The sequence below is a fragment of the Streptomyces sp. NPDC005752 genome, from assembly GCF_040630715.1.
In the GTDB taxonomy this organism is placed as follows: domain Bacteria; phylum Actinomycetota; class Actinomycetes; order Streptomycetales; family Streptomycetaceae; genus Streptomyces.
Map to the genome: position 1 here is coordinate 47,774 of NZ_JBEXYB010000043.1, position 13,486 is coordinate 61,259.

The 13,486-nt window shown below is 71.6% G+C and carries 12 protein-coding genes; 4 read left to right on the top strand and 8 right to left on the bottom strand.

Annotated features, from left to right (window positions below; all coding sequences use genetic code 11):
• Positions 1 to 74: 74 nt before the first annotated feature.
• On the bottom strand, positions 75 to 596 hold the full coding sequence (locus ABZ441_RS28975) for a DUF4232 domain-containing protein (RefSeq protein ID WP_358979539.1): 522 nt from the start codon (positions 594 to 596) through the stop codon (positions 75 to 77).
• Positions 597 to 786: 190 nt separating this feature from the next.
• On the opposite strand from ABZ441_RS28975, the gene ABZ441_RS28980 reads away from it, so the two are divergent.
• Both ABZ441_RS28980 and ABZ441_RS28985 read left to right on the top strand, forming a co-directional pair.
• Positions 787 to 1,707 (top strand): glycoside hydrolase family 16 protein, encoded by a 921-nt coding sequence (locus ABZ441_RS28980; protein ID WP_358979541.1) that lies wholly within the window; start codon positions 787 to 789, stop codon positions 1,705 to 1,707.
• Between the two features lie 51 nt (positions 1,708 to 1,758).
• Entirely contained in the window at positions 1,759 to 2,751 is a 993-nt protein-coding gene (locus ABZ441_RS28985) for an aldo/keto reductase (protein WP_358979543.1), read from the top strand.
• Between the two features lie 10 nt (positions 2,752 to 2,761).
• On the opposite strand, the gene ABZ441_RS28990 is transcribed toward ABZ441_RS28985, so the two are convergent.
• The 5 genes from ABZ441_RS28990 to ABZ441_RS29010 all read right to left on the bottom strand — a co-directional run bounded on the left by ABZ441_RS28990 (position 2,762) and on the right by ABZ441_RS29010 (position 8,647).
• On the bottom strand, positions 2,762 to 3,985 hold the full coding sequence (locus ABZ441_RS28990) for a serine/threonine-protein kinase (protein ID WP_358979545.1): 1,224 nt from the start codon (positions 3,983 to 3,985) through the stop codon (positions 2,762 to 2,764).
• Between the two features lie 190 nt (positions 3,986 to 4,175).
• Positions 4,176 to 4,862, bottom strand: coding sequence for an HAD family phosphatase (locus tag ABZ441_RS28995; protein WP_358979547.1), 687 nt, complete (start codon positions 4,860 to 4,862; stop codon positions 4,176 to 4,178).
• A 24-nt stretch (positions 4,863 to 4,886) separates the two neighbouring features.
• Complete coding sequence (locus tag ABZ441_RS29000; protein ID WP_358979550.1) at positions 4,887 to 5,369, bottom strand: Lrp/AsnC family transcriptional regulator; 483 nt, start codon at positions 5,367 to 5,369, stop codon at positions 4,887 to 4,889.
• A 247-nt stretch (positions 5,370 to 5,616) separates the two neighbouring features.
• Complete coding sequence (locus ABZ441_RS29005; RefSeq protein WP_358979552.1) at positions 5,617 to 7,446, bottom strand: NAD(P)/FAD-dependent oxidoreductase; 1,830 nt, start codon at positions 7,444 to 7,446, stop codon at positions 5,617 to 5,619.
• A gap of 433 nt (positions 7,447 to 7,879) precedes the next feature.
• Complete coding sequence (locus tag ABZ441_RS29010) at positions 7,880 to 8,647, bottom strand: SDR family oxidoreductase (protein ID WP_358979554.1); 768 nt, start codon at positions 8,645 to 8,647, stop codon at positions 7,880 to 7,882.
• A gap of 219 nt (positions 8,648 to 8,866) precedes the next feature.
• On the opposite strand from ABZ441_RS29010, the gene ABZ441_RS29015 reads away from it, so the two are divergent.
• Both ABZ441_RS29015 and ABZ441_RS29020 read left to right on the top strand, forming a co-directional pair.
• Positions 8,867 to 9,451: a TetR family transcriptional regulator gene (locus ABZ441_RS29015; protein ID WP_358979564.1), complete on the top strand. Its 585-nt coding sequence runs from the start codon at positions 8,867 to 8,869 to the stop codon at positions 9,449 to 9,451.
• 83 nt (positions 9,452 to 9,534) lie between these two features.
• On the top strand, positions 9,535 to 9,972 hold the full coding sequence (locus ABZ441_RS29020) for a hypothetical protein (protein WP_358979556.1): 438 nt from the start codon (positions 9,535 to 9,537) through the stop codon (positions 9,970 to 9,972).
• Positions 9,973 to 10,064: 92 nt separating this feature from the next.
• Here the strand turns inward: ABZ441_RS29020 and ABZ441_RS29025 are convergent, their stop codons facing one another.
• Together ABZ441_RS29025 and ABZ441_RS29030 are read right to left on the bottom strand one after the other, a co-directional pair.
• Complete coding sequence (locus ABZ441_RS29025; protein ID WP_358979558.1) at positions 10,065 to 10,481, bottom strand: hypothetical protein; 417 nt, start codon at positions 10,479 to 10,481, stop codon at positions 10,065 to 10,067.
• A 140-nt stretch (positions 10,482 to 10,621) separates the two neighbouring features.
• The coding region (locus ABZ441_RS29030) for an SDR family NAD(P)-dependent oxidoreductase (RefSeq protein WP_358979560.1) at positions 10,622 to 13,486 on the bottom strand (2,865 nt) is incomplete at its 5' end.

Sequence of the window (13,486 nt, forward strand, 5' to 3'; positions counted from 1 at the left end):
AGCCCCGCACAGTCCATGTCTCCACTGTGCCGCCGCCGACGTCGGGCCGCATGGCGGCGGCACGGGGAGGCCGGTCAGTGCGTGTGCCGTTCGAGCGCCGCGTCGGCCGCCTCACTCGACCGGTGCCACCAGGTCGTGACCGGCTCCCAGACCCGGATTCCGTCCGGAGCCCCCAGCGAGGCGGCGTCGAAGGTCCGCCCCCGGTGCCCGGGGTCCCCGGCGACCGTCAGCCGGTCCACGACCCGCAGCTCCGTGGCGGCCGGGTCCAGGGTGCGCACCGCGGCGTGGACAGTACGGCCGGCCGGCACGGGGTACGGACCGCTCTCGCCCTCGGGCACCGGCAGGGCGGGGCCGTCCAGGTCGCCGAAGACGACCGTGGGGATGCGGTCGACGGCGCAGGTCTGCCGCCCGTCGTTGGTGACGCTGATCCGCACCGTTTCGGGCGTGCCCGAGACCGCTGCGGCGACCTTCAGACTGCTCTCCCGACAGGTGGGGAGGACGGGCGCGGGCGAGGCGGCCGTCGCGGCGGCGGGAGCCGACAGGGCGAACGAGAGGACCAGGGCTGCGGGAAGGGCGACTTCGATACGGATGCGCATGGGTTGTCCGTTCCCCGCGGCGGTGACTTCTACCCGTACCCGCCCGGTCTGGACCAGGTCCTTGACGGGCCGTGGGCCACTGCCTTAAATCAAGAGTTGAAAGATACGCCAGGGGCGGGTGCGTCACGTGTTCACCTCTCGGCGTCATCTGTCATGCACATGACTGTCATCTCCCCACAGAAATGATGTGGTGACTGTGCCTTCCCCCCACCCCGCCGTGCGCCGTCCCTCCAGGAAGCGCCGCGCGACTCTGTACACCGCCCTCTCCCTGCTCTGCTGCTCCGTGGTCATGACCGCGGTCCCCGCCGGAGCCTCCGCCGCACCCGACCCCCACTCGGCTGCGTCCTCCACCGAATCCCGCAAGGCGGCGGCCGTGGCCTTCGCCGACGAGTTCGACGGCCCCGCGGGCTCCGCCGTCGACGGCGGGAAGTGGCAGACCGAGACCGGCGACAACGTCAACAACCACGAACGGCAGTACTACACGGCGGGCAACGACAACGCCGCACTCGACGGCCAGGGCAACCTCGTCATCACCGCGCGCAAGGAGAACCCCGGCAACTACCAGTGCTGGTACGGCACCTGCGAGTACACCTCGTCCCGTCTCAACACCTCCGGCAAGTTCACCTCGACGTACGGACACGTCGAGAGCAGGATGAAGATCCCGCGCGGACAGGGCATATGGCCCGCCTTCTGGATGCTCGGCGCCGACATCGGAAGCGTCGGCTGGCCCAACAGCGGTGAGATCGACATCATGGAGAACGTCGGCTTCGAACCCGGCACCGTCCACGGCACCCTGCACGGCCCCGGCTACTCCGGCTCGGGCGGCATCGGCGCCGGCTACACGCTCCCCGGCGGAGCAGCCTTCGCCGACGACTTCCACACCTTCGCGGTGGACTGGGCCCCCGACTCCATCACCTGGTCCGTCGACGGCACCGTCTACCAGCGAAGGACACCCGCGGACCTCAACGGCAACGCCTGGGTGTTCGACAAGCCGTTCTTCCTCATCCTCAACCTCGCCGTGGGCGGCTACTGGCCCGGCGACCCGGACGGCAGCACCAGCTTCCCGCAGCAGCTGGTCGTCGACTACGTGCGCGTGACCACCGGCGACTGACGCCGGGCGGGACCGGCGGCCCACGCCGCCGGTCCCGCGTGCCGACGTAGCATGATCCGCATGGAGCAGCGCACACTCGGCAGGACCGGCCGTGACGTATCGGTCGTAGGACAGGGCACCTGGCAGCTGGGCGGGGACTGGGGCGAGGTGCGGGAGGCGGATGCCTTCGGCGTCCTCGACGCCGCCGTCGAGGCGGGAGTCACCTTCTTCGACACCGCCGACGTGTACGGCGACGGCCGCAGCGAACAGCTGATCGGCCGCTATCTGAAGGACCGCCCGGACGCCGGCCTCTTCGTCGCCACCAAGATGGGCCGGCGCGCGGAACAGCTTCCGGAGAACTACGTACTGGACAACTTCCGCGCCTGGAACGACCGCTCGCGGACCAACCTCGGCGTCGACACCCTCGACCTCGTACAGCTGCACTGCCCGCCCACGGCCGTCTACTCCTCGGACGCCGTGTACGACGCCCTCGACACGCTGGTCGCCGAGCAGCGGATCGCCGCCTACGCAGTCAGCGTCGAAACGTGTGCCGAGGCACTCACGGCCATCGCCCGGCCCGGTGTCGCCAGTGTCCAGATCATCCTCAACCCGTTCCGCCTCAAGCCGCTCGACGACGTGCTCCCGGCCGCTGTCGAAGCCGGCGTCGGCATCATCGCGCGAGTCCCGCTCGCGTCCGGGCTGCTGTCCGGCAGGTACACCGCCGACACGGTCTTCGCCCCCGAGGACCACCGCACGTACAACCGCCACGGTGAGGCGTTCGACCAGGGGGAGACGTTCTCCGGTGTCGACTACGCGACCGGTGTGGCCGCCGCCGCGGAATTCGCCGGGCTCGCCCCGGAGGGCGCCACCCCGGCACAGACCGCTCTGCGCTGGATCATCCAGCAGCCGGGTGTCACCAGCGTCATCCCCGGTGCGCGCTCGACGGAGCAGGCCGCCGCCAACGCGTCGGCCGCCTCACTCCCACCACTCCCGCAGAGCACCCTGGACGCGGTCCGCGACCTGTACGACCGCCGCATCCGCGCCGAGGTGCACCCGCGCTGGTGAGCCCGGGGGCTCAGTCGTCCCCGTCGTCGTCCTGAGCGGGATTCGCCGCAGACCCGTCCGGCGCGGGTGAGTCGAGCCCGGCCGTCGGCGAGGGACCGGGATCCGGAGTGTCCGCCGCTCCGGTGTCCGGCGCGAAGAGGATCGTGCCCAGGTACACCGCCGCGAGGAAGGCGACCGTTCCGGCCACCGCGCTCGCCACACGGGGACGGCGGCGGATGGCCTCACCCGTACTGATCCGGCGCGTCGTGGCCGGTCTGGGCGCCCGCGGCGCGGGCGCCGCCCGTCTGCGTCCGGTGGCCTGCGGCAGCCGGTACGTCGACACGCCCCCGGTGCCCGGGGCGGCGCCCTGAGCCGGGACCTGTGAGGTGCCGGGGGCCGCGGGACGCGGGGAAGCCGCCGCGTGCTGCGGCAGCGGCTCGGGCCGCCCGCGCCAGGCGTCCGTGCGGAACCAGTCGGACACCTGCTGCGCGGTCGGCCGCTCCTCGGGCTTCTTCGCCAGCAGGCCCAGGAGGTACGAGTCGAAGGCGGGGGAGACGTCCACACCCCGCTGTCTGACCGGCACCGGAGGCGTGTCCACATGCTGGTAGAGCGTCGCGGTCGCCGTGTCCGAGCGGAACGGAGGCTGCCCCGCCAGGAGTTGGTAGATGACACAGCCGAGGGAGTACATGTCCGACGCGGAGTCGGCCGTACGCCCGAGAGCCCGCTCGGGAGCCAGGTAAAGACTCGTACCGACGATGTGGCCGGCCGTGGTCAGCGCCGTCGAGGGGTCGTCGACGAACTGGGCGATACCGAAATCACCGATCTTCACGGATCCGTCCGCGTCCAGCATTAGGTTCCCGGGCTTGATGTCGCGGTGGACGATGCCCTGCCGGTGGGCCGCGGCCAGTCCGGCGGCGGCCTGGCCGGCGATCAGGGCGACCTGCTCGGGATGGACCGTCTCCTGGGCCTCCAGCAGATCCCCGAGGCTCCTGCCCTCGACGAGTTCCATCACCAGATAGAAGCGGTCCTCCCAGGAGCCGAAGTCGAACACGGCCACCAGATGAGGGTGGCTCAGACGTGCCGCCGTCTGCGCCTCCAGACGGAAGCGCGCCGTCGACGAGGCGTCGGCCTGGTCGCCCAGCAGCAGCTTCACCGCCACGGCACGGCCCAGCACTTCGTCCGTGGCGCGCCACACCTCGCCCATACCACCACGGCCGATGGGGGATATCAGCCGGTACCGTCCAGCAACCAGCACCTGTGCACACCAATCTCGATTTGTGGCCCGCTCCGACTGCCGCGGCGGCGACCTCAACGGGCTCATCGCCTCGGTACGGTGCGTGGGGGTGCGCGGCTTGATCAGGATATCCGTCCCCCGGACCTCCGCTCGCCCGGCCCGAGCCATGGGCGCCGGATCCGGCCAATCGCGGGGCCGGACCGGCCTGTTCTCAGCCCGCGGCGAGCCAGTCGAGCACAGCCGCGGCGGTGAATTCGGCCTGCCCGCCGGGGAACAGCAACTCGGCCCGCCCGAACACCGGACCGTCCGGCGTCGCGTCGGTGTCAGGAATCGCCACACAGCGCATCCCCGCCGCGTGCGCAGCCCGGACGCCGGGGACGGCGTCCTCCAGGACCACACACGAGTCCGGCGCCACGCCGAGCCTCCGCGCCGCCTCCAGGAACACATCGGGCTCCGGCTTGCCGTGCGCCACCTCCTCCGCCGAGACGTAGACGGGGAGGTACGCCTCCAGCCCCGTGACCTGGAGCGTGGCCGCGATCGCGGCCCTGGACGACCCTGACGCCACCGCCATCGGCACGCCGTCCCCGTACAGCCGCTCGACGAGGGTGCGCATCTCCGGGAAGGCGGCGGTGGACGTCCCGGCGAGCTCCAGGTAGAGGGCGTTCTTCCCGGCCAGCAGTTCGTCGACCGGCGCCCCGATCCCGTACTCCTCGCGCAGGACGGTGAGGGTCTCACGGGTGCCGATCCCGATGAAGCGCGTGTGGTTCTCCCAGCTGAAGTCCCGCACGCCGTAACGGGCGAGGAGCCGGCGCCCCGCCTCGTAGTAGTTCGGTTCGCTGTCGACGAGGGTGCCGTCGAGGTCGAAGAGGACGGGCGGTGCCGGGCGCGGGGTCTTCATGGTCCCCAGCATGCCCGACCGTGGTCAGACGGCCCCGCCCGCCGCCCGCCCCACCGCCTCGACCAGGGGCAGCACCCGGTGCGCCACACGCTCGCGCAGAGCAACCTCGGTCCGGGTCCTGACCACGCCGGGGAGCTGGATCAACTGCTGGATCACGTCCTCCAGATGCCCGTTGTCGCGGGCCACGACACGGGTCAGGAGGTCGCCGCCCCCGGTGGTCGAGAAGACCTCGATGATCTCCGGGACGGCGGCGAGCGCGTCGCCCACCTCGTCCAGGTGCCCCTGGGTGACCTCCAGGTGGACGAAGGCCAGTACGGGGTGGCCCAGGGCCGCGGGGGAGAGGGCCGGGCCCGTGCCCGTGATCACCCCGTCCCGCTCCAGACGGTCCAGCCGTGCCTGAAGGGTGCCGCGTGCCACACCGAGGATGCGCGCGTACTCGCGCACGCTGGTGCGCGGCTGCTCGATGAGCAGCCGGAGGATGCGGGTGTCGAGGACGTCCACCGCCATGTCCGGGTGTGCTCCTCCTGGATCGGTGATCGGTAGCCCGACTGTACCCAGGGCGGTGCGACGGCGCCCGCCCCGGGGACGGCACGCCCATGCCGGACCGGGAGGACACGCAAAGCGGCCGGCCCCTCGTTCACAGGCCCCGGTCAGCGGCGCCGCCGCACCCCCCGGCGGGCCCGCCGGGGGTGAGCCCCACGGCGGACCGGTGCCGAACCTGCTGGGAAGGCCGCGCGCCCGTCGCGCGCCCCCGTCACTCCGCCTCGGCCAGGACGTCGTTCATGCCGTCGCCCGCGCGCCAGTTCCTGAGCAGTGCGTGGAAGGCGACCGGGCCGTCGCCGAAGGACTCGCTGCGCGCCCGCGGCCTGCCCTCGTTGTTGTAGTACCCGGGGGTGCACTCCGCCTGGAACGCGTGCAGGCTCGGAGCCTTCCGGCGGATCGTGGCCACCCACTCCTCCTGCGCCTCGACGGTCGGCTCGACGTGCCGGGCCCGGCGCCTGCCGGACTCGGCGACGACCTCGGCGACGTGCGTGGCCTGCTCGTCGAGGATGTGGACGTAGTTGACGGCGCTGGCGTTCTGCAGCGGACCCAGCTGGAAGAAGTTCGGGAAGCCGTGGCTGTAGAACCCGTGGAGCGTCTTCGGACCCTCGGCCCAGGACTCCAGCAGGGACACCCCGCCCCGTCCGTACACCGGCAGCTTCCCCGACATCACGCCGGAGATGCCGACTTCGAACCCGGTCGCGAAGATGATGCAGTCGACCTCGTACTCGACGCCGCCGACCACCACGGAGTTCCGGGTGATGCGTTCGACCCCATGGCTGTCCGCGGTGTCGACGAGGGTGACGTTGGGGCGGTTGAAGGCCTGGAGGTAGTGGTCGCTGAACGTGGGCCGCTTGCACATGTAGCGGTACCACGGCTTGAGCTTCTCGGCCGTCTCGCGGTCCTCCACGAGGGCGTCCACGCGGGCACGGATCTCGTTCATCTTCTGGAAGTCGGCTATCTCGTAGGCCCGTTCCCGCTCCTCGGCCGGGACATCCGCGTAGGCGTCGGTCGGGATGAGCTTCTCCTGCAGGCGGGCCGTGCTGGTCCAGGCGTCGTCCACCAGGTCCTCGCCGACCGTCCTGCCGGTGACGACCTCGAGGAAGTTCTCCATCCGCCGCCGCTGCCAGCCGGGCCGGAGCGACTTCGCCCATTCCGGGTCGGTGGGCCGGTTGTCGCGGACGTCGACCGAGGAGGGCGTGCGCTGGAACACGTGCACCTGCCGCGCGTCGGCTGCGAGGTGAGGTACGACCTGGATGGCCGTGGCGCCGGTACCGATGAGCGCCACTCGTTTGTCGGCGAGCCCCACCAGGCCGCCGTCCTGGTCCCCTCCGGTGTAGGCGTAGTCCCAGCGGCTGGTGTGGAAGGTGTGGCCCTCGAAGGTCTCGATCCCCTCGATGCCGGGCAGCTTCGCCTGGCTGAGCGTGCCGCTGGACACCACCACGTAGCGGGCCCTCATGCGGTCACCGCGGTCCGTCGTGACCGTCCACTCCGACGCGTCGTCGTCCCAGCGCAGTTCGGTGGCCTCGGTCTGGAAGCAGGCGTCGCGGTAGAGGTCGAAGTGCCGCGCCACGGCCTGCGCGTGCTCGCGGATCTCCTCGCCCGGGGCGTACTTCCACTTCGGGACGTAGCCGACCTCCTCCAGCAGCGGCATGTAGGTGTAGGAGTCGATGTCGCAGTGGATGCCCGGATACCGGTTCCAGTACCAGGTGCCGCCGAAGTCCCCGCCCTTCTCGATCACCCGGATCGAGCGCACGCCCGCCTGACGCAGCCGCGCGGCGGCGAGCAGGCCGCCGAATCCGCCGCCGACGATCACCGCGTCGACCCGGTCCCGCAACGGGGCCCGCGTGAGGTGCGGGTCGGCGTGCGGGTCGGCGTCGTAGTAGCCGAACTCGCCGGCGGTTCGCCTGTACTGGGCGCTGCCGTCGGGACGGATCCGCCGGTCGCGTTCCTCGCGGTACTTCAGACGCAGCTCTTCGGGGTCGAAGCCGAGCTCGCGGCCATCGGGGCCGGTGGGCGTGGGTGAGGTGTGGGGGGAGGGCATACGGGCCTCATTCCAAGGGGGCGGGATCAGGGCTGGTTGTCGTACGGACGTCGGCGTACCCGGCGCTCCCGCGCCTGCCACGGGCGGGCCGGAGGGCCTGCGGGCGGGGCGTCGCGGGCGAAGGGGCCGCGTCGGCCGGAGGGTCCCGGCCGGCACGGGGGAGGGGCGGCGCACCGGGCGGATGCTCCTGCCCCCTCGCAGAACAGGACGGGCTGCCTCCGGAGGCGTTCACGGGCAACTCCACCGGTTCCTGGTGGACTTGCCACGCGTCCCGTGCTCATGAAGTGCATAGTACACATCATGTGGTTGATGCATATCGTAGGCGTGATCGGGTGGCGGAAGGTGTCCGGAAACAGGCGGACGCCGACCTGGAAGGGGCGTCGGCCGGCCGGCCCGAGGCGCCCCGGGGTCGTGTCCGCCGGGTGAGGGTCGGTCAGACCGCGGACCAGCCGTTGTCGACCGGAAGGATCGCCCCACTGATGTTGCTCGCCGCGTCCGAGGCGAGGAAGACGATCGCCGCCGCCTGCTCCTCCGCCCGGGCGGGCGAGCCGACGTTGCCCATGTAGGGGGCGAGGGCGCCCGGGCCGTGGGCGTCCCGGGCGGCGTCGACCCGGATGTTGGTGACGGTGCCGCCGGGTGCGATGGCGTTGGAACGGATGCCCTGGTCGCGGTACATGACCGCCAGCGACTTCGTCAGACCGGCGATGCCGTGCTTGGACACCGTGTACGCGGCTCCCGCCGCGCTGCCCCGCAGGGAGGCCTCGGAGGCGGTGAAGACGATGGCGCCCTTGCCCGCTGCGAGCATGTGCGGCAGTGCGGCCCGGGTGAGGCGGAACGGGGCCGTGAGGTTGATGCCGATGACGCGCTCCCACTCGTCGTCGCCGGTGTCGGCCGCGGCCGACATGCTGTCCATGACCCCGGCGTTGTTGACCAGGACGTCTATGCCGCCGAACTCCTCGACGGCCGTCGCCGTGACCCGGTCGACGACGGCCTGGTCCCGCAGGTCCCCGATCACGGTCGCCGCGGTTCCGCCGCTCCGCGTCACCTCCTCGGCGGCGGCGAGGGCGGCCGCCTCGTCCACGTCGGCGACGACGACCCGGGCGCCCTCCTGCGCGAACAGCAGGGCGGTGGCCCGGCCGATGCCCGATCCCGCGCCGGTGACGATGACGCTGCGGCCGGGGCCGCTGGTGCTGACGCTCACGTGATGCTCCTCGTGTTGGTGGCGGAACCGCACGCTATCTTTAATGGCGCAGACTGCCAACATGGCCAGTAGTGCCATAAAGGAGAATGGCTACGATGTCCGCAGCTCGAAGGAAGGTGGCCAGCCGTGGAAACCGCGCACAGAGGTGAGACGCAGGGGCCTGCCCCGGACTCCGCCGGGACGGCGGCCGACGGCGGAAGCCGCCTCGGACGCCCCCCGCTGACCGAACGCCGCAAGGCCGCGACCCGGCTGGAGATCGCCCGCGTGGCCGTACGTCTCTTCGCCGAGCGGGGCGTGGCCGCGACGACCGCCGACGAGATCGCCGCCGCGGCGGGAATCTCGCAGCGGACCCTGTGGCGCTACACCTCGTCCAAGGAACTGTGCGTCAGCCCCCTGCTGACCTACGCGCTCGATTTCGTCACCGCGCTCATGAGGTCCTGGCCACGTGACCGGCCACTGGTGGAAGTCGTCGGCGGGACCCCGTCCTCGCTCCCGGCCGCGTCGGCGGACACCGACGCGGAAGCGCTCCGCGACCTGGTCCTGCTCACCCGCACCGAGCCCGGACTGCGCGCCGTGTGGCTCCAGGTCCACCACGACGCGGAGCTGGTCTTCGCCGAGGTCATCGCCGGGCGCACGGGACACCGGCCGGACGACCTCGAGCCACGGATGCAGGCGACGCTGCTCAACGGCGCCCTCCGCATCGCGGTCGAGCAGTGGGCATGGAGCACGGACCCGCAGCCGGCCTCTCTTCCCCGCACGGTCCGCCGCGCGCTGGACATCGCCCGGGCAGGGCTGTCCGGCTGAGCGGCGGCATCCCCCGGACCGAAAGGTTCCGGACGTGTCCGGTCGCGCGGATCGTCGTTGACCAGGGCATGAACCTGCGGTCCTTGTCCCTCGCGCTCGTCGCCCTGCTGAGCACGGCCGGCTGCGTCTCCGTCCCGGCCGAAGGTGCGAGGCCCGCACCCGCGGCCTCCTCGCGCTCCGGCCACGCCCCCGCCGCGCAGGCGTCCAGGGAGCCCGTCGCGCCCCCGGCCGTCCATGACGTTCTGGGTGAGACCGACGAGCGGCAGGAGCGTGCGAGCGGGAAGAAGAGGAAGGGAGGAGGGACGGGTGCCGCGGACGCGGTGGCACCACCGGCCCGCCAGGAGGTCCGGCAGCAGCCGCGGCGCGTGACTCCCGCCCGCCCCGAACCGCCACGCCGTGCGGGGACGCCCCGCCGGGCCCAGCAGCGGAAGACCTACGACATGCGCACCGTCTGCGCGTCGGGCCGCGGGGTCGCGTCGGCCGAGATCGTCGCCCTCTGCCGCACCACGTACGGCCGCTGACGGCGGGGCACGGCGCGGCGGTTCACGCGGCCCTCGCCGAGGCGCGGGGCGATCGAGTGCGCCTGCGCGATCCAGTAGCGCCGAGGCCGTCGTCAGGGTCCTGCGTCGTCCGTCCACTCCAGGATCTCCCGGGCGCCCTCACGGACAGCCGCATCCTCGTCCCGGACGAGACGCGCGCAGGCCCCCGCGATGTCAGGCACACTCTGCGGTCCCGAGAGGACGTCATGCACCCCGGTCTGTATCCAGTCGGCATGGCTGTCGTCCGCTTCGGCGAGCGCCAGGGCGATGAGCCGCACCGCAGCCACCGTCCCCACCCGGGCCAGGGCCTCTGCCGTCCGCCGGGTCACCCTCGTGTCCGCGATGTCCAGCAGCAGGACCGGCAACGCGACAGCCGCCGCGGGGACACCGGTGAAGGGCGCAAGATCACGCCCCGCGCGAACGCGCTGCGAAGAAGAAGGTGACGACGCCCTGTCCAGGGCCGCTCGCAGCCCGGTCATCGACGTCGGCACAGCCGGCCCCCCCATGTCTACGAGAACGTCGAAACCCCCGACTCCGCGAAGGACCGCGCGACTCCACGGCCGATCGCGCCCACGTACGGATGCTCACGGTATCCCCCTCTGCGGAGCAGAGGGGGATCAGGCCGTCCCGGTCAGCTCGGGGTGTCCCTGGCGTCCAGATGCTCGGCGAGTTCCGCGATCGTGACGTAGCGGAACAGGTCGACCATGGAGACCCGGATGTCCATGATCTTCTGGATGCTCTGGGCGATCCGGAGCGCTGTAAGCGAGTCCACCCCGAGTGCGAACGAGGAGTCGTGCACATTGAGTTCGGTGTGGCCGAGCTCGCGGGCCCAGATCCGGGCGAGGGCACGTTCGGTGTCGCTGTACTCGCCGCTCTCCTTGCCGAAGAGCTTCGGACCGTCGTCGGACGGCGCCGTCTCCGCCGCCGCGGCCGAACCGGTGTCGCGGCTGCGGGCAGCGGCGACGGCCTCCTGGATCGGGGCGGCGAGTACCAGCGGTGCGCGGCGCAGCAGCTCCGTGAGCCCGGCGGACCCGCCCAGCTGCTGGTAGTTGATCTCACCGACGACCACGGGCGTGCAGGCCGAGGCGAGGACCTCCTCGAAGCTGCTGAGGCCGTCCTCGACCGACACCGACCGGAAGAAGCCCTGATCCTGCTGGACCCCGTGGTCGAACGCCATCCCGGTGTCGAGCCAGTCGCTCCAGTCGACCGTCACCGTCCATCGGCCGCGCGCGCCGCGCTGCTCGGCGAAGTGGTCCAGGTAGCTGTTGGCGGCGGTGTAGTCGCCCTGCCCGGCCGCACCGAAGAGCGCCACCGTGGAACCGAAGTTGACCATGCACTCCGGCGGGTCGTCCTGAGTGACCAGGTCCAGCACGGTGGCGCCGAGCACCTTGGGGTTCAGCGTCCGACGGAAGGTCTCCGGGTCCTTGCGGAAGAGGAAACCGTCCCCGGCGACCCCTGCCGCGTGGACGATGCAGCCGATGGCACCCAGCTCGTCGCGTACCTGGGCGACGACGCGCTCCATCGCCGCCAGGTCCGTGACGTCGCCGGAGTAGCTGCGCACCTCGGCGCCGTTCTCCGCCAGTTCACGCAGCGCGTCGATCTGCCTTCGCACCTTGACGTCGGTGACCGCGTCCCACCCTTCGCGCGGCGGCAGCTCGGTTCGGTTGACCAGGGCCAGCCGCGCACCCGGCACCGAGCGGCTCAGATGGCGGGCGACCGCCAGCCCCAGCCCGCCCAGACCGCCGGTGATCAGATACACCCCGTCAGGGCGGACCGGGCTGGACCTCGGCTGGTCACGCAGGTCCACGGGTGCGAGCTCCGCGACGTACCGGAGTCCGTCGCGCAGTGCCACGGTGGTGGGTGTCCGCGCGCCGAGCAGCTCGGCGCAGACGGCCGAGGGGACGGTGTCCTCGGCGATGTCGAGGCAGAACACGTCGGTGTTCTCGTACTCCTGGCCGACCACCTTGGCCAGGCCGAAGAGGGTCGCGTGGACGGGAGCCGTCTCCTGTTCGGTGCCCGTCACCCGTGCCACCGAGGGCGCGACCACGCTGAGCCTTGCGGGGGCGACGCCTCGCTCGGAGAGGCTGCGGGCCAGGTGGAACAGACTGTGGACGCCGTGGGTGAGCCGAGCCTCCAGAACAGCCAGGTCCTGCTGGACACGGCCGTCTGCCGGGGCCGCGACGTGTACGACCTCGTCCGGGAGCTCCGCGCCGAGCGCGTCCAGCAGCCGGCCGAATCCCTCGGAGGTGGGCGGTATCTCGTACCGATCCGGAGCGAGCGGCTGCCACCGGTCCGCGAGCGCGGCCTCGGTGACACCGACGCCGTGTGCGCGTAGCGCAGCACACAACTCCGCGCCGATGCTGCCCTCTTCCCCGATGACCAGCACCCGGGCGGGCGGGGCATGCTGCCCCTGCGGCGCCGGTGCCGGTACCCACCTGAGCGTATGGTGACGGGAGTGCGGGCGCAGCTGCGCGACCGTGCGCCGGGCGTCGGTGACGCGCTTGACGGTGAAGCCGCGGATCTCGGCCGCGGTGGCCCCCGACTCGTCGCAGATCAGCACGTCGACCTTGCGGAACTCGGTGTTGTTCGCGTAGCCGGGGTGCGGCTGGACGAAGCTCAGCCCTCGGGCGGGCAGCGGGCCGTGAAGGAGTAGCGAGTCGTAGCCGACCGGGAGGAAGAAATCCCGGTTGCCGAGAGCGAGACGGCGGTCGTCGGCGGTGTCCAGGACGGCGAATCCGCTGAAGCCGGTGGCCTGGTCGAGCAGTGTCGGGTGCAGGAGGTGGTCCTGGCACTCGTCCTGGTACTTCTCGGGCAGGTCGAGCACGCCGAGGGCGGCGCGGATTCCGACGTGCACGGTCGGCAGGCTGCTACGCCAGCGGTCCCCGAATTCCATGACCTGGTGCTCGGTCTGCCGCAGGGTGATGTCCACGCTCTCCAAGGAGCAGATTTCACGCAGACGTTCCAGGTCCTGCTGCGGCGCGGGTGCGGTATGCGGCCGGACACCGACGGTCCCCTGGACGTGCACCGTCCAGTGGTCACCCGCCGGATCGAGGCTGGCGACGGTGAATTCCGCCTGCATGTCGTCAAGTTCACGGACAGTCGTGTGGGCGGTGCGCGGGACGCTCTCCTGTACGAGCAGCGGGACCAGGAACGTGACGTCGCGGAGTTCGGTGGCCGGCCGGCCGAAGTGCAGAGACGCGGCGGCGCGGGCCATCTCCAGATAGGTGGTCCCGGGGACTATCGCCTCGCCGAGCAGTTTGTGCTCCGAGAGCACCCAGTGACGCTCCAGGGAGAACTCGGTGAGGAAGACGGACTGGCCCATCGTCCGGAGCAGGACCTGGTCCAGCAGTGGGTGCGGGGCGGGGGTGTTCCGGACCGCAGCCTGCGGGACCTGGGGCTCCAGCCAGTAGCGTTTGTGTTGGAAGGGGTAGGTGGGGAGGGGGATGCGGCGGCGTTGTTGTTGGTTGTAGTAGTTGGTCCAGTGGGGTGTGGTGCC